The organism is Stenotrophomonas sp. 57, assembly GCF_030291075.1.
Lineage (GTDB): Bacteria > Pseudomonadota > Gammaproteobacteria > Xanthomonadales > Xanthomonadaceae > Stenotrophomonas.
Map to the genome: position 1 here is coordinate 2847813 of NZ_CP127407.1, position 21685 is coordinate 2869497.

At 67.0% G+C, this 21685-nt stretch carries 23 protein-coding genes; 10 read left to right on the forward strand and 13 right to left on the reverse strand.

Features of this window, described 5'->3' with window-relative positions:
* Window positions 1–56 precede the first annotated feature (56 nt).
* From QP512_RS13185 to QP512_RS13215, 7 genes are all read right to left on the reverse strand, one after another.
* Window positions 57–1487, reverse strand: a complete 1431-nt coding sequence (locus tag QP512_RS13185; RefSeq protein WP_005410278.1) for a replicative DNA helicase — start codon at window positions 1485–1487, stop codon at window positions 57–59.
* Between the two features lie 288 nt (window positions 1488–1775).
* On the reverse strand, window positions 1776–2336 hold the full coding sequence (locus QP512_RS13190; RefSeq protein ID WP_286069045.1) for an NAD(P)H-dependent oxidoreductase: 561 nt from the start codon (window positions 2334–2336) through the stop codon (window positions 1776–1778).
* Window positions 2337–2402: 66 nt separating this feature from the next.
* Entirely contained in the window at window positions 2403–4346 is a 1944-nt protein-coding gene (gene asnB / locus QP512_RS13195) for an asparagine synthase (glutamine-hydrolyzing) (protein ID WP_286069046.1), read from the reverse strand.
* Between the two features lie 3 nt (window positions 4347–4349).
* Complete coding sequence (locus tag QP512_RS13200) at window positions 4350–6629, reverse strand: transketolase C-terminal domain-containing protein (protein ID WP_286069047.1); 2280 nt, start codon at window positions 6627–6629, stop codon at window positions 4350–4352.
* Between the two features lie 62 nt (window positions 6630–6691).
* Window positions 6692–7348, reverse strand: coding sequence for a glutathione S-transferase family protein (locus tag QP512_RS13205; RefSeq protein WP_286072048.1), 657 nt, complete (start codon window positions 7346–7348; stop codon window positions 6692–6694).
* A 164-nt stretch (window positions 7349–7512) separates the two neighbouring features.
* Window positions 7513–8052: a GNAT family N-acetyltransferase gene (locus QP512_RS13210; RefSeq protein WP_286069049.1), complete on the reverse strand. Its 540-nt coding sequence runs from the start codon at window positions 8050–8052 to the stop codon at window positions 7513–7515.
* A gap of 124 nt (window positions 8053–8176) precedes the next feature.
* Entirely contained in the window at window positions 8177–9019 is an 843-nt protein-coding gene (locus tag QP512_RS13215) for a glycine zipper 2TM domain-containing protein (RefSeq protein WP_286069050.1), read from the reverse strand.
* A gap of 163 nt (window positions 9020–9182) precedes the next feature.
* Here QP512_RS13215 and QP512_RS13220 point away from each other — a divergent pair, with 163 nt between their 5' ends.
* Both QP512_RS13220 and QP512_RS13225 read left to right on the forward strand, forming a co-directional pair.
* On the forward strand, window positions 9183–9401 hold the full coding sequence (locus QP512_RS13220; RefSeq protein ID WP_286069052.1) for a DUF6116 family protein: 219 nt from the start codon (window positions 9183–9185) through the stop codon (window positions 9399–9401).
* Window positions 9398–10171, forward strand: a complete 774-nt coding sequence (locus QP512_RS13225) for a TatD family hydrolase (RefSeq protein WP_286069053.1) — start codon at window positions 9398–9400, stop codon at window positions 10169–10171. Before QP512_RS13220 ends, QP512_RS13225 begins: the two co-directional genes overlap by 4 nt.
* A gap of 64 nt (window positions 10172–10235) precedes the next feature.
* Here the strand turns inward: QP512_RS13225 and QP512_RS13230 are convergent, their stop codons facing one another.
* Entirely contained in the window at window positions 10236–11060 is an 825-nt protein-coding gene (locus QP512_RS13230; RefSeq protein ID WP_286069055.1) for a tRNA threonylcarbamoyladenosine dehydratase, read from the reverse strand.
* Between the two features lie 80 nt (window positions 11061–11140).
* On the opposite strand from QP512_RS13230, the gene QP512_RS13235 reads away from it, so the two are divergent.
* Together QP512_RS13235 and QP512_RS13240 are read left to right on the forward strand one after the other, a co-directional pair.
* Complete coding sequence (locus tag QP512_RS13235; protein ID WP_286069056.1) at window positions 11141–11575, forward strand: hypothetical protein; 435 nt, start codon at window positions 11141–11143, stop codon at window positions 11573–11575.
* Between the two features lie 136 nt (window positions 11576–11711).
* Window positions 11712–12206 (forward strand): glycine zipper 2TM domain-containing protein, encoded by a 495-nt coding sequence (locus QP512_RS13240; protein WP_005410289.1) that lies wholly within the window; start codon window positions 11712–11714, stop codon window positions 12204–12206.
* A gap of 72 nt (window positions 12207–12278) precedes the next feature.
* On the opposite strand, the gene QP512_RS13245 is transcribed toward QP512_RS13240, so the two are convergent.
* On the reverse strand, window positions 12279–12488 hold the full coding sequence (locus QP512_RS13245) for a cold-shock protein (protein WP_005410290.1): 210 nt from the start codon (window positions 12486–12488) through the stop codon (window positions 12279–12281).
* A gap of 236 nt (window positions 12489–12724) precedes the next feature.
* Here QP512_RS13245 and QP512_RS13250 point away from each other — a divergent pair, with 236 nt between their 5' ends.
* The 3 genes from QP512_RS13250 (at window position 12725) to arsC (ending at window position 14825) form a co-directional block, all read left to right on the forward strand.
* The gene (locus QP512_RS13250) at window positions 12725–13210 is read left to right on the forward strand and encodes a DUF456 domain-containing protein (RefSeq protein WP_286069057.1); all 486 of its coding nucleotides are present in this window, start codon (window positions 12725–12727) and stop codon (window positions 13208–13210) included.
* Between the two features lie 119 nt (window positions 13211–13329).
* The gene (locus QP512_RS13255; protein WP_286069058.1) at window positions 13330–14484 is read left to right on the forward strand and encodes a phospholipase A; all 1155 of its coding nucleotides are present in this window, start codon (window positions 13330–13332) and stop codon (window positions 14482–14484) included.
* Window positions 14484–14825 carry an arsenate reductase (glutaredoxin) gene (arsC, locus tag QP512_RS13260; RefSeq protein WP_286069059.1) on the forward strand — a complete coding sequence of 114 codons (342 nt, stop codon included), beginning with the start codon at window positions 14484–14486 and terminating at the stop codon, window positions 14823–14825. The genes QP512_RS13255 and arsC overlap by 1 nt, the downstream gene beginning before the upstream one ends.
* 169 nt (window positions 14826–14994) lie before the next feature.
* Here the strand turns inward: arsC and QP512_RS13265 are convergent, their stop codons facing one another.
* The 4 genes from QP512_RS13265 to QP512_RS13280 all read right to left on the reverse strand — a co-directional run bounded on the left by QP512_RS13265 (window position 14995) and on the right by QP512_RS13280 (window position 18130).
* Window positions 14995–15630, reverse strand: a complete 636-nt coding sequence (locus tag QP512_RS13265; RefSeq protein WP_286069061.1) for a glutathione S-transferase family protein — start codon at window positions 15628–15630, stop codon at window positions 14995–14997.
* A 58-nt stretch (window positions 15631–15688) separates the two neighbouring features.
* The gene (locus QP512_RS13270; RefSeq protein ID WP_286069062.1) at window positions 15689–16024 is read right to left on the reverse strand and encodes a hypothetical protein; all 336 of its coding nucleotides are present in this window, start codon (window positions 16022–16024) and stop codon (window positions 15689–15691) included.
* A gap of 76 nt (window positions 16025–16100) precedes the next feature.
* Entirely contained in the window at window positions 16101–16496 is a 396-nt protein-coding gene (locus QP512_RS13275) for a hypothetical protein (RefSeq protein WP_286069063.1), read from the reverse strand.
* A gap of 116 nt (window positions 16497–16612) precedes the next feature.
* Complete coding sequence (locus QP512_RS13280; protein ID WP_286069065.1) at window positions 16613–18130, reverse strand: fumarate hydratase; 1518 nt, start codon at window positions 18128–18130, stop codon at window positions 16613–16615.
* A gap of 162 nt (window positions 18131–18292) precedes the next feature.
* Between QP512_RS13280 and QP512_RS13285 the strand changes: the two genes are divergently transcribed.
* The 3 genes from QP512_RS13285 (at window position 18293) to QP512_RS13295 (ending at window position 21685) form a co-directional block, all read left to right on the forward strand.
* The gene (locus QP512_RS13285) at window positions 18293–19189 is read left to right on the forward strand and encodes an RNA polymerase sigma-70 factor (protein ID WP_286069066.1); all 897 of its coding nucleotides are present in this window, start codon (window positions 18293–18295) and stop codon (window positions 19187–19189) included.
* Window positions 19190–19225: 36 nt separating this feature from the next.
* Window positions 19226–19675: a carboxymuconolactone decarboxylase family protein gene (locus QP512_RS13290; RefSeq protein WP_079225289.1), complete on the forward strand. Its 450-nt coding sequence runs from the start codon at window positions 19226–19228 to the stop codon at window positions 19673–19675.
* 138 nt (window positions 19676–19813) lie between these two features.
* Window positions 19814–21685 (forward strand): ABC transporter ATP-binding protein, encoded by a 1872-nt coding sequence (locus QP512_RS13295; RefSeq protein ID WP_286069068.1) that lies wholly within the window; start codon window positions 19814–19816, stop codon window positions 21683–21685.

Consider the following 21685-nt stretch of genomic DNA (forward strand, 5'->3'; position numbering starts at 1 on the left):
GGCGTTTCAAATGGTCTGCCGGCCCCAGAGAGGCCGGCCAGCGGCCGGCACGACCGTTACTCGAACGAACCGACCGAGTCGTGGGCCAGGTTGTCGAAGCGGGTGTATTCGCCAAAGAACTTCAGCTTGCACGAACCCGTCGGGCCACCACGGTGCTTGCCGATGATGATCTCGGCCAGGCCCTTGTCCGGCGAATTTTCCTTGTTGTAGTAATCGTCGCGGTAGATGAAGACGATCATGTCCGCATCCTGCTCGATTGCGCCCGATTCGCGAAGGTCGGCCATCACCGGGCGCTTGTCGGTACGCGTTTCCAGCGAGCGGTTGAGCTGCGACAGCGCGATCACCGGCACGTGCAGTTCCTTGGCCAGGCCCTTCAGCGAACGCGAGATCTCCGAAATTTCGGTTGCGCGGTTTTCGCTGTTGCCCGGCACGCTCATCAGCTGCAGGTAGTCGATCACCACCAGGCCCAGGTCGTGTTCGCGCTTGAGGCGACGGCACTTGGAACGCAGCACTTCCGGCGACACGCCCGGCGTATCGTCGATGAAGATCTTGGTTTCCTTCAGCATCTTGATCGCGCTGGTGACGCGGCTCCAGTCCTCGTCTTCCAGCTGGCCGGTACGCAGGCGCTGCGCGTTGATACGGCCGTTGGAGGAGATCAGGCGCATCGCCAGCTGCGAGGCCGACATTTCCATCGAGAACACTGCCACGCCCTTCTTCGACTTGATCGCTGCGTACTCGGCGATGTTCAGTGCGAACGTGGTCTTGCCCATCGCCGGGCGCGCGGCAAGGATGATCAGGTCGGTCGGCTGCAGGCCGGCGGTCATCGCATCGAAGTCGTTGTAGCCGGTCGGCAGGCCGGTGATGTTGCCGCCGTTCTCGAAGCGGTTGCGCAGCTCTTCGAAGGCATCCTTCAGCGCGCCAGGCATGGCCACGAAGTCGGTACGTCCGCGTGCCCCCTGCTCGGCGATGGCGAACACGCTCTTTTCCGCCGAGGCCAGCAGCTCGCTGCTGTCACGGCCCTCCGGCTGGAAGCCGTCGTTGACGATGTCGGTGCCGACCTGGATCAGCTGCCGCAACACCGCCTTGTCACGCACGATCTCGGCATAGGCCACGATGTTGGCCGCCGACGGCGTGGTGCTGGCCAGCTCGATCAGGTACGCGCCATCGCCCACCAGCTCCAGCTTGCCCTGCGATTCGAACCACTCGCCCAGGGTCACCGCGTCGAACGGCCGCTCGCGCTCGGACAGCTCGCGGATCGCGCGGTAGATCATCTGGTGGTCGCGGCGGTAGAAATCACCTTCGGTCAGCTGGTCGTTGACCCGGTCGTAGGCCTCCGGCGCCAGCATCAGGCCACCCAGCACCGCCTGCTCGGCCTCCACCGAATGCGGCGGCACCCGCAACTGGTCGATACGCGATTCGTCGCGATCGCGATCGAAGCCATCACCGCGCTCTCTGCGGTTGGAACGGAAGCCGGAACGAGCGGACATGCTGCGGTGTTTCCTGCAAAAGTGGGCCGGACGAGTGTAGGCATGCGCCGACCCCGGCAGCCATGGACAAGCCTGTGGATAAGCCGTGGAGAAACGGGGGATATCCGCCGGTGCCTGGCCATTCTGGCGCGGGGGGCGTCGCAGTGCCTGCGACGGGCGCCGTTGCGACGCCCGAGCGGGTCATTATCGCAGATCAGGCGGCCAGGGTCGGAGCTTGTGCAGACGCGCTCAGCGGCACGTGGGGTCAGAGCCCGTCGCAGCCACTCCCGGGATCCGACCCCACCTATCTCAATCGCCCTTCACGTGCACCGCGATCAGTGCCAGGAACCGGTCCACGTAGCCCTGCAGGAATTTCTGCGTGCCCTCGTTGTGGATCGTGCCGTCGGCATCGATCAGGCCGTCCTTGAAGTGGATGAACGCTTCGGGCTGACCGAGCACGTGCATGTCCAGGAAGGCCAGGCTGTTGCGCAGGTGCTGCTGGGCCACGGCGGTACCGATCTGGCCGATGGAGGCGCCGATCACCGCCGCCGGCTTGCCGGCAAACGCGCTGTCACCGTAGGGGCGCGAGCCGATGTCGATGGCGTTCTTCAGCACGCCCGGCACCGACCGGTTGTATTCGGGGGTCACGAACAGCACGGCGTCGGCGGCACGCACCTGATCCTTCAGCCGGGTGCCCTGCGACGGGTACTGGCCATCGAAATCCTGGTCGTAGAGCGGAAGATCGCCGATCTGCACGTACTGGAAGCGGGCGCGGTCACCTGCGATCTTCTCCAGCGCATGGGCCAGCTTGCGGTTGCAGGAATCCTTGCGCAGGCTACCGACGAACACGGCGATGGTGGGGACGGACATCGGGTCATACTCCTCACGGTGCGGGAGGCCCAGCGTAGACGCCGGGCCCGTGCCGTCCGGTGAAGATCAGCCGCCGGTCACGCCGGCCCGCACCTGCCGCCAATGCGCCTGCCAGGCCTGGAACATCAGCACGTTCCACAGGTGGGTATGCCACTTGCGCTGGCCCCCCAGGAACTGCTGCCACAGCGGCTGCACCGCCGCCGCCGACAACACGCCTTCGCGCTCCAGGCGTGCCGGCTGCAGCAGGTCTTCGGCCCACGGCCGCAGGTCGCCCTTCAGCCAGTCGCTGACCGGCGCACCGAAACCCCGCTTGGGCCGGTGCACCATCGACTGCGGCACGTAGCGGCCAAGAACGCGCTTGAGCAGCACCTTGCTGGTGGTTTCGCTGCGCTTGAAGCCCAGCGGCAGCGACCAGGCGAACTCGGCCACGCGCCAGTCCAGCAGCGGCGCGCGTGCCTCCAGGCTGACCGCCATCGAGGTGCGGTCGACCTTGCACAGCAGGTCATCCGGCAGGTAGGTCACGTAATCGGCCAGCATCATTGCATCCGCCGGCGTGCCGGCACCGTGCAACGGGTCGGCCAGGTCGTAGAAGCTGCCGGCCGCCTGCGCGCCCGGTACGGCCGCCGCCGGATCGCGCCAGCGCGAGATGCGGTTGCGGTACACGTCGCCGATGCCACGCGCGCCCGACTCGGCCAGCAGCGCAGCCAGGCCACCGGTCCGCGAGGCCTCGCCCTGCTGCTGCGAGCGCGCCCCCATCCAGCGTCGCAGCGGGCCGGGCACGCGGCCCAGCATCTGCCAGTTGCGCAGCGCGCGCACGTAGCGGGTATAGCCGAAGAACAGCTCGTCACCGCCATCACCGGACAAGGCCACGGTCACACCCTGCCGCGCCAGGCGCGCAACCAGCGCGGTCGGCACCTGCGAGGCATCGGCGAAGGGTTCGTCGAACATCGCCGGCAGCTGCGGTACCACCGCCAGCGCGTCAGCGCCGCTGACATACAGCTCGGTGTGGTCGCAACCCAGATGCGTGGCCAGTTCCCTGGCCAGCGGCGCCTCGTCGTGGCCGGAACCGGTGAAGCCGATGCTGAAGCTGTGCACCGGCTGCCCACTCTGCGCCTGCATCAGCGCGGCCACCAGTGACGAATCGGTACCGCCGGACAGGAACACGCCCACCGGCACGTCGGCCACCATGCGCAGCGCCACCGCATCGCGCAGCAGCGTGTCCAGCTGTTCCTCGGCCTCCTCGATGCGGCCCTGGAACGGGGCCGCCAGCGCGGCCTGCATGCGCGCACGCGCATCCCAGAACGGGCGCTGCGCCTGCTCCGGACGGTGCGCGGCCGCACCCGCCGCTACGGCTTCGGCGTCCAGGCGCAGTACGCGGCCTGGCATCAGCTTGTAGCAGCGCTGGTGGATGCTGTGCGGTGCCGGGATGTAGTCCAGCCGCAGCAGCAGGGTCAGCGCGTCGCGGTCGATGTCGTTGTCGAAGGCCGGATGCTGCCACAGCGCCTTCAGTTCCGAGCCGAACACCAGCGTGTCACCGGCCCAGCCGTAGTAAAGCGGCTTCTTGCCGACGCGGTCGCGGGCCAGCCACAGGCACTGCTGCTGGCGGTCCCACAGGGCGATGGCGAACATGCCGTTGCAGCGCTGCAGGGTGTCTTCCATACCCCACTGCAGGATCGCTGCCAGCAGCACCTCGGTATCCGAATGGCCACGGAAGGCATGCCCCAGCGGCTCCAGTTCGGCACGCAGGGCAGCGAAGTTGTAGACCTCGCCGTTGTAGGCCATCACGTAACGGCCATCGGCCGAGGCCATCGGCTGGTGCCCCAGCGGCGACAGGTCGAGGATGCTCAGGCGGCGATGGGCCAGCGCGATGCCGGCCGCGGCGTCGACCCAGCAGCCACCATCATCCGGCCCGCGGTGGTGCAGCGCCTCGCCCATGGCCAGGACCTGCGCCTGCAGCACCTCGGCCGACGCCACCGGCGCCGGCAACAACATTCCCGCCAATCCACACATGCATCAGGGTTCCTGCGCCAGTTCAAGGGCGGCGCCAATCACCGCATTGTCGCTTGGAAGCCCGAACATTGCTGCCCCCGCCAGCGGGGTATAGGTATCGGCACCGCAGACCCGGCGCAGCGGCAGGTGGCCGAAACCGGCCTCGACCAGTGCGGTGACCACGCCCTCGCCGACCCCGCCACTGTGTCGCCCCTCGTCCAGCACCAGCACCCGCCGTGCGCTGGCCGCCTGGCCGGCGATGAAGCCGGCGTCCAGCGGCACCAGCCAGCGCAGGTCGATCACCCGCACCTGCCAGCCCAGCTGCCGCTCGATGGCCCGCGCCGCACGCAGCGCCATCGGCACGCCATTGCCGTAGGTGTAGACCACCAGGTCGCCAGCCTCCGGCGCGTACACACGGCCCTCGCCTGGCACCAGCGCCTGGCCCTGGGCCGGGTAGTCGAACAGCCATTGGCCATCGCCGGGTTCGTGCAGGTCCTTGCTCATGTACAGCGCGATCGGCTCCAGGAACACGGCCACGCGCCCATCCACCCGCGCCAGCGCCGCGAGCGTGCGCAGCATCATCACGGCATCGTCGCCGCGCGATGGGCAGCCGACCACCAGCCCGGGGATATCGCGCAGCGCGGTGATCGAGTTGTCGTTGTGGAAATGGCCGCCGAAACCCTTCTGGTAGCCCAGCCCGGCCACCCGCACCAGCATCGGGTTGCGGTACTGGTCGTTGGAGAAGAACTGCAGCGAACAGGCCTCGCCACGCAGCTGGTCGATGGCGTTGTGCAGGTAGGCCAGGTACTGGATTTCCGGCATCGGCAGCATGCCCATGTTGGCCAGGCCCTGCGCCATGCCCAGGATCATGGTCTCGTCCAGCAGCGTGTTGAACACCCGGCGCGGCCCGAAGCGGCGCAGCAGATCCTTGGTGACGGTGTAGACACCCCCCTTCTGCGCAACGTCCTCGCCGAACAACAGGCTCTGCGGATACTTGGCCAGCAGTTCCTGCAGGCCATGGTTGATCTGGATCGCGAGATGCCGCGGCGCCTGTCGTTCGGGCAATGCCTCGGCACTGCCATAGAGTGACTCGCGCGCTTCGGCAGCGACCTCGCGCTGCGCTTCGGCCTGCACCGCTGCGGGCGTGTATGGTGCGAGCGGCGCCATCACCTCCTGCAGCGACTGCAGCTTCGCACTGCCTTCGGCGTCGGCGGCGGCGGCCATGCAGCGCGCGCGCATCGTCTCGTACGCGACCTCGATGGCGGCTGCATCCATCCAGCCCGATTCCAGCGCGATCTGCGCCGAACGCAGCAGCGGGTCCTGGGCTTCGGCTGCACACAGCTCCGGCAGCGCGCGCCACTCCACTTCGAAGTCGGTGCCGGCATGGCCCATCAGGCGCGTGGTGCGCAGATGCAGGAAGGTCGGCCGCCGAGTGCGTCGGCAGTGCTCCACCGCGGCCTGTACCTGCGCGTGGCCGATGGCCAGGTCCAGTCCATCGGCAAAGAAGTAGTCCAGCCCCGGTTGCCGGCTGAAGCGCTCGGCAATCCAGCCATCAGGCGTCTTCACGGAAATGCCCAGGCCGTTGTCCTCGCAGACGAACAGGATCGGCGCCGGCAGTTTCTGGTAGGCCGACCACATCGCGGTATTGAACGCGGTCTGCGCAGTCGCATGGTTGGCCGAGGCATCACCGAAGGAACACAGCACGATGCTGTCGGCCGGAACCGGCAGCACCTGCCCCAATCGCTTGCCACTTTCGATGGCCAGCGCGGTGCCCAGCGCCTTGGGCAGGTGCGATGCAATCGTCGAGGTCTGAGGCAGCACCCACAACGGCTTGCTGCCCCACACCTTGTGGCGGCCACCACTGGCCGGATCCTCGGCACTGGCGGCGAACGAGAGCGCGGCATCGCGCAGCGGGTCGATGCCCGGCACCTGCCGCGAACGCTCGGCCATGAAGGCGCCGGAACGATAGTGCAGGAAGGCCGGATCGGTATGACGGCAGGCCCGCGCCAGCAGCGCGTTGCCTTCATGGCCGGAGGAACCGATGGTGTAGAAGACCTTGTTCTGCAAGCGCAGTACGCGTGCCATCAGGTCCAGCTGGCGGCTGGCCAACTGCGAGTCGAACAGTTCGCCGAACGCCGCCGCGGTGAGCGTACTGCCCGGCAGGATCGGTGCATCCGCTGCGGGTCGCGGGCGTGGCGTACCGCGCCAACCGCGCACCGCCTCGAGGAAATTGACATCGCACACATCGGCGCGGTTGAGCACGCGCATGCGTGCGGGGATCGGATCGGGAACCTCAGCGAACATCGAACACCCTCCGTGTCGTTGTTGCGTTCGGCCGGGCCTGCCCCGGCATTACCCTGTTCGGATCACACGGCTTCGAAACGCGCGCGCACCTCGGTCGTCACTGCCGGCATCGGCAGGAAGCGCGGCTGCTCGCGCACGCGCTGCAGCCAGGCGCGAACTTCCGGGAACGGCTCCAGGCTGATGCCGCCCTCGCCCGCCACATCGGTATAGGCGAACAGCGCGATATCGGCGATGCCGTACTCGCCGCCAGTAAACCACTGTGCCTGGCGCAGGTGCTGCTCCATCACTGCCAGTGCCGTGGCGGCACGCTCGTGCAGGCGCGGCAGTTCGGCGCGGCGCGGCGAATCGAGCGCGGTCCAGCCGCGGATGAAGCGCGCCACTGCCACACAGGGTTCATGCGTGTACTGCTCGAAGAACATCCAGCTCAATGCCTGCGCCCGCTCCCAGCCATCGTTGGGCAGGTACGGCGTGCCTTCGGCCAACCAGAACAGGATCGCGTTGGATTCGGTCAGCACGCGGCCATCGTCGCGGACGATCAGCGGTACCTTGGCATTGGGATTCAGTGCCAGGAACTCGGCGGTGTGGGTCTGGCCGTGGGCGCTGTCGACCTCCACCCAGCGGTAGCGGCTGCCAAGCTGTTCCAGCAGCAGTCTGACCTTGTGGCAATTGCCCGAAACCGACATGCCATGCACCGTCAGCGGGACGCGCGCTTCCACCATTGCCTTCTCCATCGAATCCGGCCGGCGGCCGGCTGGACGCAGTCTGGCAAGCGCGCCGGTGAATGCCAAGCGCGGGTGCAGCATGCGGACAATCTGTAGAGCCGAGCCCACGCTCGGCGGCTGTGCGCCAGATGCGGCCGAGCATGGGCTCGGCTCCGCAACCGTCAACGGCGCTGCCGCCACTGTTCGCGCGACTGGCCCCAGATCTGCATCGGCTTGTCGTTGTACGGCGGTGGCAATTCACCCATGCGCAGCAGCGTACTGCCGAGCTTGCGCGCGACCGCCCGCGAGTTGTCGTTGTTCTCGGCGATGGTGTGGATGACCTCGTCCCACCCCAGCGCGTCGAACGCCCAGTCGATGGCGGCAACCGCCGCTTCCGGTGCATAGCCCCGGCCCCAGCTGGCATGACGGATGCCCCAGCCGACCTCGGTACCCGGCCAGTCCTGCGGTTGCCAGGGGCCCATCCGCCCGATCCAGTCTCCGCTGGACTTCTCGATCACGCTGAACATCGAGAAGCCGAACAGCTGCCAGGCGCCAGCCAGGCTGCAGAAACCACGCCATGCCACCGACGCCGGTTGCACGCCACCCAGGGTGCGCATCGTTTCCTCGTCGGCGCAGAACGCCAGGTAGGGTTCGTAGTCTTCGCGACGCAGCGGACGCAGGATCAGGCGCTCGGTTTCGAGGCGCAGGTCGAAGATGCTCATGCCGACTCCATGTCGAAGGGGCCACCATGATGGTGGATTCCGCCTCCACACGGATGAATACCCGTACCCACAACGAAACGGGCCGGCATGAGCCGGCCCGCCAGGTACAGCAGGGTGTTCTGGATTACTGGCGCGTGGCCGCAGTGGCGCCGGCAGCAGCGGTCTGCGTGACCAGCTGGCCATCGACCACCGGCAGGCGATCGCTGGCCGGCTTGTTGTCCATGCGCACGGTCTTCTCGGCGCCGTCGTAGCGATAGGTCACGTTGTAGCCCTTCACCACGTCATTGGTGCCCATGGCGATGCGGTTGCCGGGCTTGCTGGCCATGCGCATGGTGCCGGTGGTGCCGTCCTCGTTGCGGTAGGTCACGTTGTAGCCGGTAACACGGCTCGACTCGGACGTCGCCGTCTCGGTGTGGCACTGGCGCTCGGTACGGTTGACCACGCGGCCACCCACATGGCGCTTGTCGATCTGGTTGCCGATGAAGCCACCGGCCACCGCACCGGCCGCAGTCGCGGCCTTCCTGCCGTTGCCACCGCCGACCTGGTTGCCGAGCAGGCCGCCGACCACCGCGCCGACCACGGTGCCGCCGACGTTGCCGTCACGCTCCGGCAGCCGCTCCTGCACGGTCACGTCCTGGCAGACCTCGTGCGGGGTCTGGGTGGTGGAGGTCTCGCGCACGGCATCGGTGCCGATCACGGTGGCGTAGGCCTTCTGCTTCTCGGTAATCGGGTCGACCTTCAGCACGTCGGCGTATTCCAGGCCGCGCGGCGCAGACGGTTCGAGCCTGTCACCCTGTGCGCCATCATCTGCGGCATTGCCTCCGACCAGGCGTGATTCAGCATTGGGGGTTCCGGCGCTGATGGAGTCGGGCGACGTGTTGCCGCTCTTCATGAAGGCGGCGGTGGCGATGCCACCGACCAGCAGCGCGCCCGCTGCGACCAGGACAGTTGTAGTTGTGCTTTTCATGACCTGCTCCTTGCGGACCATCCGCAACGTTCTTGGGCCAGATTGCAGCATGCACTGCCTGAACGGAATCTCCACATTTCCTGCTCATTCCTGTAACCCATTCAGCATGGGGAAATGCTGGGCCCGTGGTAGCGTTTGCATATTCCCCAGGAGGATCCACGCCATGGCCAACCCGATGCTGCTGCCGTTACTGCAATGGGCCCGCCGGCTGCGCTACCCCACCCTGTTCAAGCTCACCGCCGGCCTGTTCGTGCTGACGCTGTTCATCCCCGACCCGATCCCGTTCGTCGACGAACTGGTGCTGGGCTTCGGCACCCTGCTGCTGGCCAACTGGAAGAGCCGCAATAGCGTCCCAGCCCCGCCGCCGCTGGAACAGCGTTGAGCCCGCTGGTCGACAGCCACTGCCACCTGGATGCCAGTGAATTCGATGCCGACCGCACGGCGGTGATCGAACGGGCAGGCGCCGCGGGCGTGCGCGCGCAGGTGGTACCGGCCGTCACTGCCGCCAGCTGGCCGAAGCTGCGCGAGGTGTGCCGACCGGCACCGGGGCTGTACCCGGCCTACGGCCTGCATCCGATGTTCCTGGCCGCGCACCGGCCCGATCATCTGCCGCTGCTGCGCGAATGGATCGAGCGCGAACGACCGTGTGCGATCGGCGAATGCGGACTGGATTTTTTCGTGGAAGGTCTGGATGCAGAGGCGCAGCAGGCGTACTTCATCGCCCAGCTGGAGCTGGCCCGCGAGTTCGAGCTGCCGGTGATCGTGCATGCGCGACGCGCGGTGGACGCAGTGATCGCCGCGATCCGTCGCATCGGCGGCCTGCGCGGCGTGGTGCACAGCTTTTCCGGCAGCCCGGAGCAGGCCGCGCAACTGCACCGGCTGGGCTTCCTGCTCGGCCTCGGTGGTCCACTGACCTACGAACGCGCGCAACGGCTGCAGCGGCTGGTGCGTGGGATGCCGCTGGAACAACTGCTGCTGGAAACCGATGCACCGGATCAGCCCGATGCCGGCATCCGCGGCCAGCGCAACGAACCGGCCCGGCTGGCGGTCATCGCCCGCCACGTGGCCGCACTGCGTGGAATGGAGGTTGAATCCGTTGCACACGCCACGACGGAGAACGCGCGCCGATTGTTCGGCCTTCCGGCCATCTGAGCGTCGTGGCGGCCGCTGGCCGGCACGACATCCGGTAGGTGCCGACCTCGGTCGGCACGATCCATCAAGCCTCGCTGGCCTCAACCACCCCGGCCTTCACCTTCTTCGGCTCCAGCAGCATTTCCAGCGCCTTGCCCACCGCAGCGAACGCGAACGCGCCGGTGATGTGGGTTGCCGCACCGAGGCCAGCGCCGCAGTCCAGTTTCAGTGCCGCATCCGCACCCAGGTTCGGACGGAGGCCGCAGACGCTGCCATCGGCCTGCGGATACTTCACGTTTTCCAGCGAGTACACCGCCGGTACGCCAAAATAGCGCTTGGCGTTCTTCGGGAAATTGAATTCGCTGCGCAGCTTCTTGCGGATCAGCGCCAGCATGGCGTCGTGCTCGGTGCGCGAGACATCGCGGATACGCACCAGGGTCGGATCGGTGCGACCACCGGCAGCCCCCACGGTCAGCAGCGGCAGCTTGCGGCGACGGCACCACGCGATCGTCTCGACCTTGACCCGGAAGCTGTCGCAGGCATCGATCACCAGGTCGAATCCACGGTCCAGCAGCTCGGCCATGTTGGACATGGTCAGGAACGCCTGCACGGCATCGACCCCGATGTCCGGGTTGATCGCGCGGCAGCGCTCGGCCATCGCCTCGGCCTTGTTGCGGCCGTAGTTGCCTTCCATCGCCGGCAGCTGGCGATTGGTGTTGGACACGCAGATGTCATCGGCATCGATCAGGGTCAGGTGGCCGACCGCCGAGCGCGCCAGTGCTTCCACCACCCACGAGCCAACCCCGCCCATGCCTACCACCGCCACGCGGCTGCCCTGCAGGCGCTCGAGCGCGCCTACGCCATACAGCCGTTCGATGCCGGCGAAGCGTTGTTTGACCTGTTCGTTCATCCGCCTATTTTAACGTGCAGGCGCCAGCGCCTACAGCGCGCCGGCATCGAACCCACCGTTGCACGCCCGGAGAGCCCGCCATGAACGCCAGCCCGCCCCGCCGTCCGTCCACTGCCCAACGCTACCTGTTCGTACTGTGCCTGGGCCTGCTGATCGGCCTGGTTGCCACGGTCATGCTCGGTCGCGCCCTGCAGGCCCGCCGCGACCCGTTCCCGGACAGCCTGATGCAGGTGATGCAGCGGCAATCGCAGCTGCTGCAGCAGGCCCAGCAACAGAACCGCTGCAGCCTGGCCGACAGCGTGCCGCGGCTGCAGGCCCTGCGCCTGCTGTCCAACGACCTCGACCTGGCCTTTCCCGGGCTGAAGGACAACGGCCGGTTCCAGCAGCACGCCAGCCAGCTGCGCGGCAGCCTCAACGCCGCGCTGGCTGCGCCGCCCAGTGACTGCACCGCTCTGGCCAAGGTAGCGGAAACCGTGCAGGCCGACTGTCGTGCCTGCCACCAGGACTTCCGCTGACGCGCATTCATCCTGCAGCCGGGCAAGCCACGCACGGTTGGCGCGTTGTTCACGTTCGAAAGGAGAGGATTCGTCCACCCTGCTGCATGACGCAGTACCACCCAACGCACCCGCCTTCACGGCCAGGAGACGCCCCATGAAGATCCAGCTCATTGCCGCCAGCGCCATCGCTACTCTCGCCCTGGCAGGCTGTGCCACCTCGCCCGGCTACGGTGGTGGTGGTTACAACAACGGCTACAACAATGGCGGCTACGGCAACAACGGCGGTTACAACCAGGGCCGTTGCGCCGACTGTGGCATCGTCACCCGCATCAACACCGTGCCGTCGGGCCGCACCGCGCCCAGCGCGACCGGCGCCATCCTCGGCGGCATCGTCGGTGCCGTGGCTGGCCATGAGATCTCCGATCACACCGGCGGCAGCCGTGGCAACAAGAACATCGCTGCAGCCGCAGGCGCGGTCGGTGGCGCGCTGGCCGGCAACCAGATCCAGAAGAACGTCACCAGTGATACCTACGACATCAGCGTGCGCATGGATGATGGCCGCACCATCGTGGTCAACCAGCGCGACCTCGGCGGCATCCGCGAAAACACCTATGTCCGCGTAGTCAACGGCAAGGTCATCCTGCGCTGACCTGCACGGGCCGACGGCAAAGAAAAAGGCCCGCTTGCGCGGGCCTTTTTCATGTGACGGCTTGCAGCGCGATCAGGTCGGCTGCACGGCGTCGGCCTGCAGGCCCTTCTGGCCCTGCACGACGGTGAAGGTGACCTTCTGGCCTTCCTTCAGGCTCTTGAAGCCCTGGGTCTGGATGGCACGGAAGTGCACGAACACGTCTTCGCCGTTTTCACGGCTGATGAAGCCGAAGCCCTTTGCATCGTTGAACCACTTGACGGTACCGGTCTCGCGATCAGACATCTCACTAACTCCCTGGTGACTCTCTCTTGTTGTAGGAAACGCCTGGTGGGCGGCTGACAAGCAAGGGGGAAGCGAGGTGCATCGATGCAGCGGATCGGGAAGATCTTGCTTCATCAGGCCACGATCCACGGTGACCTTGCCAAGCTCAGCGACTGCAACTTAACCCGCCCAAAACGAAAAAGCAACTGGCAAAATCCTTCACTGTCAACCCCAAAACGGCCACCATACGGTACAGCATGGGACTCTCATTCATCTTATATCTGCTAGCGGTCATTTTTGTCCTTGTCGGCATCGCCGGAATCATCCTGCCGGCCCTGCCCGGCATCCCGCTGGTGTTCATCGGATTGCTGCTGGCAGCCTGGGCCGATGGCTTCGCCCATGTCGGCTGGCCGACCCTGGTCGCATTGGGTGTTCTGACCCTGCTCTCGTTGCTGCTGGACGTGCTGGCCACCGTGGTGGGGGCGCAACGGGTCGGTGCCAGCCGCAAGGCGCTTTGGGGAACCTTCGTCGGCAGCATCGTCGGCCTGTTCTTCATGCCGATCGGCCTGTTCGCCGGCCCGTTGATCGGCGCCCTGCTGGGCGAGTATTGGCACACCCGCGAACTGGGGCGCTCCACCCGGGTTGGCCTGGCCACCTGGCTCGGCATCCTGCTGGGTCTGGCGCTGAAGCTGGCAGTGGTGATCGCGATGCTGGGGCTGTTCGCCTTCGCTTGGTTCCTGTGACCTGCCTGTCCTTCACGCCACGCGCACGCGGTGGCCGTGCATAAACCGTGGGGGCTGGCCGTGATCCGGTACAGCCGCCACACTGTGCGATTCCCGTATTCACTTAAGGGCCTGCTGCAATGACCCTGTCTCCGCTGCTTCCCCGTCTCGCGCCGCTGGCGCTGGCCCTGGCCAGCGCGCCGCTGGCCGCGCAGGAGTTCGCGCCCAGTGCCGACGCCTCGCCGGCCGCGTGCGCGGCCATTACCACCGATGCTGCCCGCCTGGCCTGTTATGACCGCCAGTTCGGCCGTACCCCGCAGGCCACCGCCGAGGCCGACGCTGCGGCCGAGGCGGCCGCGCAGGCCCGTCGCGAAGAACGCCAGACCGCACGCGTAAGCCAGGGCGAAGAGAAACTGCGCGAGCGGGTCAGCGACCTGTTCCGTCCAGCCACCCCTGACAGCGCCCTGGCCAATGCCGGCCGTGGCTCGCTGCTGGACAGCCGCTGGGAGCTGGCCGAAGACTCCAAGCTCGGCCCGTTCCAGCTGCGCGCGTACAAGCCGGTGTATCTGCTGCCGGCGTTCTGGACCAGCGACCGCAACACCATGCCGCACTCGCCGAACCCGGCCAACACGGTCACCACGCCGCAGGTGCTGGACAGTGCCGAACTGAAGTTCCAGATCAGCTTCAAGACCAAGATCGCCGAGAACCTGTTCGGCGACAACGGCGACATCTGGGCCGGCTACACCCAGAGCTCGCGCTGGCAGGCCTACAACGGCGAGGATTCGCGCCCGTTCCGCGAAACCAACTACGAGCCGGAAGTGATGATGGTGTTCCGCAATGGCTACTCGATCGGTGGCTGGCGCGGGCGCATGACCGGCATCGCCTTGAACCACCAGTCCAACGGCCGCGCCGACCCGCTGTCGCGCAGCTGGAACCGGGTGATGCTCAACATCGGCCTGGACCGTGAGAACTGGGCGCTGGTGCTGCGGCCGTGGTACCGCATTCCCGAGACCCGCAGCGACGACAACAACCCGGACATCGAGGATTACATGGGCCGCGGTGACGCGACCCTGACCTGGAACCGCAACGGCCACGAGGTCTCGCTGATGGCGCGCCACTCGCTGCGCACCGGCAGCCGCTCGCACGGCGCCCTGCAGCTGGATTACGGCTTCCCCATCAGCAACCTGCTGCGCGGCCATGTGCAGATTTTCGATGGCTATGGCGAGAGCCTGATCGACTACAACCACAAGGCCACCTACGTGGGCGTGGGCGTGTCCCTGCTGGAATGGTTCTGATGCACGTGACGATCTGGCACAACCCGGCCTGCAGCAACTCGCGCGGCGCATTGAAACTGATACGTGATGCGGGCTTCGAGCCGGCGGTGATCGACTACCTGGGCGACCCACCCGACGTGGCCACGCTGCGCCAGGTGCTGGCCGAATCCGGCCTGGACGCGCAGGCGCTGGTGCGCAGCAAGGAAGCGCAGTTCACCGAACTGGGCCTGGAAGATGCGGACGACGCCACGCTGCTTGCGGCGATGGCCAAGCACCCGCGGCTGATCAACCGCCCCGTGGTGCGCACCGAGAAGGGCACGCGCCTGTGCCGTCCACCGGAAACGGTGCTGGAGATCCTGTAACCCGCCCCGCCTTTGCCGCGGGGCAGCGAAACCTGTTGGTAGAGTCGACTGTTGGTCGACTCTCCGCCAATCCTTCAGATTCGTCCGGCGGAACACCCGCACTGCGTGCGATAGTCGACTGACAGTCGACTCTACCCAAACGGGGTCCTAGCCCTCCTCCCCGGCTGGCCTACAGCCAGTCGGTGATACCTTCGCGGCGGTACACCTCAGCGAACGCCGGGCGCGCCTTCATCGACGCGGCGTGCGCCTTGAGTACCGGCCAGGTGTCGCTGGGTTTGGGCATGTTGCGCGACCAGCGCATCAACATCACCAGCATGTAGTCGACCACGCAGGGCGTGGCGCCCAGCAGGTATGGACCATGTGACTGCAGGTGCGTGGCGACATGCTGCCAGGCCGCTTCAAGGCGCTGACGTGCCATCTCGCGGCTGGCCTCGGCGTTTGCCTCGCCCGCCACCTCGTTCGGATAGAACCAGGCGCGGTAGGCCGGCTGCAGCGTATTGGCGCACCAGAACATCCAGCGATAGGCATCGGCGCGCTGCGGTGTGCCCACCGCGGGCAGCAGGCCGGCATCCGGATGGCGATCGGCCAGATACAGCGCGATGGCCGCCGCTTCAGTCAGTACCAGGCCATCGATCAGCAGTGTCGGCACCACACCGGCCGGATTGAGCGCCAGGTACTGCGCCGACTTGTGCTCGCGCGTGTCGAAATCCAGCAGCACCAGTTCGTGCTCGATGCCCAGCTCGATCAACAGCCAATGCACCACCAGGGCGGCGGTGCTGGTCGAACCATACAGCGTGGTGCTCATGCGGAAGATCCTGTACAGGTGGATCAGTCGATTATGCGCCCACGCACGCGATCGTTGCTCAGCCGCAGCTGCTCATGCAGGAATCCCGGCGTTCGCCACAGGACATCATCGGCGCGCGCATCGTGCAGTCGTGCGCCTTCAGTTCGCAGGCACGGCGCAGTTCGGGGTTGGCGACGTCCTTGCAGCGCCTGTCCGGCGCCGGCACCACCTGTTGTTCGCAGCTGAAGTCGTTGCTGCCGACACTGCCCCGCGCCATGCAGCTGCGATAGTCGGCCTGGCACTGCATGCGGCACTGCGAGGAGGCGGAGAAATCCGCACCTTCATAGGATGACGTTGAGCTGCAGCCGGCCAGGACCAGCAGGAACGCAGCCGCGACAGATCGATGCAGGCGCATGGGCACATCCAGTGCAGGGAGGTGCCGACACTAGCAGACTACGGTTGCGCGTGCTGGCAACGACGCGTGCCCACGATCAGTACACGGGAATACCGGTATCGGTACGGACTTCATTGACGGTACCGCCGCAGGAGAGCAGGCACTGGGTGTACGGGGCACTGCATGAAGGAAGCGCCGGGGAGCCGCAGTAGTCGTCGGCACCGTTGCCCCCTTCGCAGTTGTGCCGCTGCTTGTCGTCGGCGATACCACTGCAACGGCTGATGATGCGGCTCTTCTCGCTTTCGCAGCTCCGCTGGTCCGACTCGGCACGGGCACGGTTGTGGAAGTCGCACGTCGCCTTCCGGCTCTGGCAGACCGACGCGCAGATCTTCCCCGCTTCGTGGGTGGGTGGCTCGACGAAATAACGTGGTCCGCAGCCGCTGCACGCCAGCGTAGCGACCAGCAACACGAAAACACGCGCCCCCTGCAGCACGATGGACTCCTTTCCAGTACGCCAACCCGTACGTTAGCAGAGCAGGCCGCGCGCGGCAGGCTGCAGACAACAACGGCGCCACCCAGGCGCCGTTGTCTGAACCCTGGACGGAAGGCTTACTCCACCACCACCGGAATCTTGCCGATGCGGGCCTGCCATTCGCGCGGGCCGGTCTTGTGTACCGATTCACCGGTGGAATCGACCGCCACGGTCACCGGCATGTCCTGCACGGTGAACTCGTAGATCGCTTCCATGCCCAGGTCGGCGAAGCCAACGACCTTGGCCGCCTTGATCGCCTTGGACACCAGGTAGGCCGAACCACCGACGGCCATCAGGTAGGCCGACTTGTGCTTCTTGATCGCCTCGATTGCGGCCGGGCCGCGCTCGGCCTTGCCGACCATGCCCAGCAGGCCGGTCTGCGCCAGCACCTGCTCGGTGAACTTGTCCATGCGGGTCGCCGTGGTCGGGCCGGCCGGGCCCACCACTTCATCGCGCACTGGATCAACCGGGCCCACGTAGTAGATGAAACGCCCCTTCAGGTCGACCGGCAGTTCCTCGCCCTTGTTGAGCATGTCGACCATGCGCTTGTGCGCGGCGTCACGGCCGGTCAGCAGCTTGCCGTTGAGCAGCAGGGTCTGGCCCGGCTTCCAGCTGGCCACGTCCTCCGGAGTGATCGTGTCCAGGTCCACCCGGGTGCCCTTGGACGCGTCATAGGTCAGCTTCGGCCAGTCTTCCAGCGACGGCGGGTCCAGCATCACCGGGCCGCTGCCATCCAGGGTGAAGTGCGCATGGCGGGTGGCCGCGCAGTTCGGAATCATCGCCACCGGCAGGTTGGCCGCGTGGGTCGGGTAATCCTTGATCTTGATGTCGAGCACGGTGGTCAGGCCACCCAGGCCTTGCGCACCAATGCCCAGCGCGTTGACCTTCTCGTACAGCTCCAGGCGCAGTTCTTCAATGCGGTTGGACGCGCCACGGGCCTGCAGCTCGGTGATGTCGATCGGTTCCATCAGCGCTTCCTTGGCCAGCAGCATCGCCTTTTCGGCGGTGCCACCGATGCCGATGCCCAGCATGCCCGGCGGGCACCAGCCGGCGCCCATGGTCGGCACGGTCTTCAGCACCCAGTCGACGATGGAGTCGGACGGGTTGAGCATCGCGAACTTGGTCTTCGCTTCCGAACCACCGCCCTTGGCGGCGACGATCACGTCGACGGTGTTGCCCGGCACCACCTTGACGTTGACCACGCCCGGGGTGTTGTCCTTGGTGTTGACGCGCTTGCCGGCCGGATCGGCCAGCACCGAGGCGCGCAGCTTGTTGTCCGGGTGCATGTAGGCGCGGCGCACGCCTTCGTTGGCCATGTCTTCCACGCCCATGGTGGCGTCATCCCAGCGCACGTCCATGCCGATCTCCAGGAACACGGTGACGATGCCGGTGTCCTGGCAGATCGGACGGTGGCCTTCGGCGCACATCCGCGAATTGATCAGGATCTGGGCCATCGCTTCCTTCGCGGCCGGCGACTCCTCGCGCTCGTAGGCGGCGGCGAGGTTCTTGATGTAGTCGACCGGGTGGTAGTACGAGATGTACTGCAGCGCGTCGGCGATGGACTGGATGAGGTCTTCCTGCTTGATCGATGTCACGGCTTGCTCGCTTGCTCGAGGCTGGCGGGGGTAATCCGCCCATTTTACCCCCCTCCACCGACTGCGCGTAGATTCGCCGGGGTCAGATCCCTTTCCAGCGCGGAAAGGAATCCGACCCCACCCCTCTGTCACGGTTCATTCCTGCCCGGCGTCCTGGTCAACATGAACATCGAAACCGCTTTCCAGACCCATCGACCGCGCCTGATGGCCCTGGCCTACCGCCTGCTCGGCAGCCGCGCCGACGCCGAAGACGTGGTCCAGGATGCCTGGCTGCGCTGGTCCGGCGCCGACCCGGCGGCCGTCCGCGACCCCGAAGCCTGGCTGGTCACCACCACCACCCGGCTTGGCCTGGACCGGCTGCGCGCGGCCAAGCGCGAGCGCGCGCATTACGTCGGCCCGTGGCTGGCCGAGCCGCTGGCGGTCACCCTGGAGCCCGATCCGGCGCCCGGCCCGGCCCAGCTGCATGCGCTGGCCGACGACGTCTCGGTCGCCTTCCTGACACTGCTCGAGCAGCTCGGCCCTGAAGAGCGCGCCGCGTTCCTGCTGAAGGAAGCCTTCGACCACGACTATCGCGAGATCGCCGAGCTGATCGGCCACAGCGAAGCCAACTGCCGGCAGCTGGTGCATCGCGCAAAACAACGCCTGCAAGCCGGGCGGCCGCGCTTCAACGCCGATGCCAGCCAGCACCGGCAGCTGCTGGCGCGTTTCATGGAGGCGTCCCAGGTTGGCGACAGCGAGGCGATCCAGGCCCTGCTGCACACCAATGCGCTGCTGGTCTCCGACGGCGGCGGCGTGGTCACCGCAGCGGTACGCCCGCTGCTGGGCGCCGAGCGCATCGGCCGCCTGTTCTGGGCCATCGCACGCCGTGGCGCGGTGCATCCGGCGCAGCTGGGCTACGTCAACGGCGAGCCGGCGATCCTGCGCTTCCATGGCGATCGGCTGCACTCGGTCACCACCATCGACGTGGTCGATGGCCGCATCGCCAACGTATACAGCGTGCTGAATCCGGAAAAACTGCCGTCGGTTGTCACGCACGATGGCGGCGCGGCGTCCTGGTAGTGAAAGGCGGCCATGGTGGCCGCCGTGGAGCCGAACATGTCCGACCACGCCTCTCCCCGCGTCCCCTACACCCGCCTGGCTGCCGAAGCCTTCAAGGGCCTGCTGGCCACCAGCAAGGCGGTGCATGACAGCTCGATCGACCCGACGCTGATGGAACTGCTGTTCCTGCGCGTATCCCAGCTCAACGGCTGCGGCTACTGCATGGACATGCACGGCACCGCGCTGCGCAAGGGCGGCATCGAGCCGCGCAAGCTCGACACCCTGCCCGCCTGGCACGAAAGCCGTTTCTTCGATGCGCGCGAACGTGCCGCGCTGGGCTGGGCCGAGGCGCTGACCCGGCTGACCGAGGGCGCACCGTCGCAGGCAGCGTTCGACGCGCTGGCACCGCACTTCGACGAGAAGGGCATCAGCGACCTGAGCATGGGTATTGCCGTGATCAATGCCTGGAACCGCTTGGGCGCTGGGCTGCTGCCGCCGCTGCCGTAACGCGAGGGCCCGGCCGGGCTGCCGCCCGGGGTGGCGGCGGGGGTCGGATCCCTTTGCGTGGCAAAGGGCTCTGACCCCGGTGCTGCCACACGGCTGCGCTGACCCCCTCTGCACGTCGCAGGCGCGCACAATACGCGCATGCCTGCTCCCCCCACCGCTGGCGCCGCCGCCGCGAAGAAACCCAGCCTGCGCCAGCGCTTCAGGGCGATGCGCAACCTGCCGCCGTTCCTGCGCATGGTCTGGAAGACAAGCCCCGCGCTCACCCTGGCCAGCCTTGGCCTGCGCCTGATCCGCGCCCTGCTGCCGGTGGCGATGCTCTACGTCGGCAAGCTGATCATCGACAGCGCCCTGCTCCTGAGCCAGCACGATGCCGGCTTCCCGCCGCTGGGCGAAGCGCTGTCCAGCGGCCTGCTCAACCCGCTGCTGGGCCTGCTGGCGCTGGAATTCGGCCTGGCCATCGCCTCGGACCTGCTCGGCCGGCTGGTCAGCTATGCCGATGCGCTGCTCTCGGAACTGTTCGCCAACGTCACCAGCATCCGGCTGATGGAGCACGCCGCAACGCTGGACCTGGAGGACTTCGAGGACCCGGACCTGCAGGACAAGCTGGACCGCGCGCGGCGCCAGACCATGGGCCGGATGAACCTGATGAGCCAGCTGTTCGGCCAGGTGCAGGATGCGATCACCGTGGCCAGCCTCGCCGTTGGCCTGCTGGTGTACGCGCCGTGGCTGATCCTGCTGCTGGCGCTGGCACTGGTGCCGGCCTTCATCGGCGAATCGCACTTCAACGCGGCCGGGTACAGCCTCAACTTCCAGTGGACGCCCGAGCGCCGCCAGCTCGACTACCTGCGCCAACTCGGCGCCAGCGTGGAAACGGCCAAGGAAGTGAAGATCTACAACCTGCACCGCTTCCTGGTGGAGCGCTACCGGCGCCTGTCGGAGGCGCTGTTCCAGGCCAACCGTGCACTGGCCCGGCGCCGCGCGTTCTGGGGCACGCTGCTGGCCGCGCTGGGCACGCTGGGGTACTACACCGCCTACGCCTACATCGCCTGGCGCACGGTGCGCGGCGACTTCTCGATCGGCGACCTGACCTTCCTCGCCGGCAGCTTCCTGCGCCTGCGCCAGTTGCTGGAAGGCCTGCTGATCGGCTTTTCGCAGGTGGCCAGCCAGGCGCTGTACCTGGACGACCTGTTCTCGTTCTTCCAGATCGAGCCGGAGATCCATTCGCGCGAAGGCGCGGTACGCGTGCCGCAGCCTATCCGCCAGGGCTTCGTGTTCGAGAACGTCGGTTTCCGCTATCCCGACGCCGAGCAGTGGGCGGTGCGCCATCTGGATTTCCAGCTGCACGCCGGCGAAGTGCTGGCGCTGGTCGGCGAGAACGGCGCGGGCAAGACAACCCTGGTCAAGCTGCTGGCGCGGCTGTACGAGCCGGACGAGGGTCGCATCCTGCTCGATGGCCGCGACCTGCGCGACTACGACCTGGACGATCTGCGCGCCAACCTCGGGGTGATCTTCCAGGACTTCGTGCGCTACAACCTGAGCGCCGGCGAGAACATCGGCGTCGGCCAGGTCGAGGCGATGGATGACCAGGCACGCATCGCCGACGCCGCGCGGCGCGGCATGGCCGAGGACGTGATCGAGGACCTGCCCGGCGGCTACGACCAGCTGATCGGCCGCCGCTTCAAGCAGGGCGTGGATCTGTCCGGTGGCCAGTGGCAGAAGATCGCCATTGCCCGCGCATGGATGCGCAATGCGCAGGTGATGATCCTGGATGAGCCAACCGCAGCGCTGGATGCGCGCAGTGAGTTCGAAGTGTTCCAGCGGTTCAGGGAGCTGGCGGATAATCGTACGGCAGTGCTGATTTCCCACCGTTTCTCTTCGGTACGCATGGCCGATCGCATCCTGGTGCTGGCCGATGGCCGCATCGAGGCCAGCGGCACCCATGAACAGCTGATGGCCCAGGGAGGGCGGTACGCCGAGCTGTTCGAGCTGCAGGCGGCGGGTTACCGCTGA

Excerpts from the sequence above, each read along its gene's own strand:
- QP512_RS13295 (WP_286069068.1), top strand. The coding sequence starts at position 19,814 with ATGCCTGCTCCCCCCACCGCTGGCGCCGCCGCCGCGAAGAAACCCAGC.
- QP512_RS13250 (WP_286069057.1), top strand. The coding sequence starts at position 12,725 with ATGGGACTCTCATTCATCTTATATCTGCTAGCGGTCATTTTTGTCCTT.
- QP512_RS13285 (WP_286069066.1), top strand. The coding sequence starts at position 18,293 with ATGAACATCGAAACCGCTTTCCAGACCCATCGACCGCGCCTGATGGCC.
- QP512_RS13190 (WP_286069045.1), bottom strand. The coding sequence starts at position 2,336 with ATGTCCGTCCCCACCATCGCCGTGTTCGTCGGTAGCCTGCGCAAGGAT.
- QP512_RS13205 (WP_286072048.1), bottom strand. The coding sequence starts at position 7,348 with ATGGTGGAAGCGCGCGTCCCGCTGACGGTGCATGGCATGTCGGTTTCG.
- QP512_RS13200 (WP_286069047.1), bottom strand. The coding sequence starts at position 6,629 with ATGTTCGCTGAGGTTCCCGATCCGATCCCCGCACGCATGCGCGTGCTC.
- QP512_RS13235 (WP_286069056.1), top strand. The coding sequence starts at position 11,141 with ATGAACGCCAGCCCGCCCCGCCGTCCGTCCACTGCCCAACGCTACCTG.
- arsC (WP_286069059.1), top strand. The coding sequence starts at position 14,484 with ATGCACGTGACGATCTGGCACAACCCGGCCTGCAGCAACTCGCGCGGC.
- QP512_RS13230 (WP_286069055.1), bottom strand. The coding sequence starts at position 11,060 with ATGAACGAACAGGTCAAACAACGCTTCGCCGGCATCGAACGGCTGTAT.
- QP512_RS13245 (WP_005410290.1), bottom strand. The coding sequence starts at position 12,488 with ATGTCTGATCGCGAGACCGGTACCGTCAAGTGGTTCAACGATGCAAAG.
- QP512_RS13240 (WP_005410289.1), top strand. The coding sequence starts at position 11,712 with ATGAAGATCCAGCTCATTGCCGCCAGCGCCATCGCTACTCTCGCCCTG.
- QP512_RS13255 (WP_286069058.1), top strand. The coding sequence starts at position 13,330 with ATGACCCTGTCTCCGCTGCTTCCCCGTCTCGCGCCGCTGGCGCTGGCC.
- QP512_RS13220 (WP_286069052.1), top strand. The coding sequence starts at position 9,183 with ATGGCCAACCCGATGCTGCTGCCGTTACTGCAATGGGCCCGCCGGCTG.
- QP512_RS13215 (WP_286069050.1), bottom strand. The coding sequence starts at position 9,019 with ATGAAAAGCACAACTACAACTGTCCTGGTCGCAGCGGGCGCGCTGCTG.
- QP512_RS13185 (WP_005410278.1), bottom strand. The coding sequence starts at position 1,487 with ATGTCCGCTCGTTCCGGCTTCCGTTCCAACCGCAGAGAGCGCGGTGAT.
- QP512_RS13265 (WP_286069061.1), bottom strand. The coding sequence starts at position 15,630 with ATGAGCACCACGCTGTATGGTTCGACCAGCACCGCCGCCCTGGTGGTG.
- QP512_RS13210 (WP_286069049.1), bottom strand. The coding sequence starts at position 8,052 with ATGAGCATCTTCGACCTGCGCCTCGAAACCGAGCGCCTGATCCTGCGT.
- QP512_RS13290 (WP_079225289.1), top strand. The coding sequence starts at position 19,226 with ATGTCCGACCACGCCTCTCCCCGCGTCCCCTACACCCGCCTGGCTGCC.
- QP512_RS13270 (WP_286069062.1), bottom strand. The coding sequence starts at position 16,024 with ATGCGCCTGCATCGATCTGTCGCGGCTGCGTTCCTGCTGGTCCTGGCC.
- asnB (WP_286069046.1), bottom strand. The coding sequence starts at position 4,346 with ATGTGTGGATTGGCGGGAATGTTGTTGCCGGCGCCGGTGGCGTCGGCC.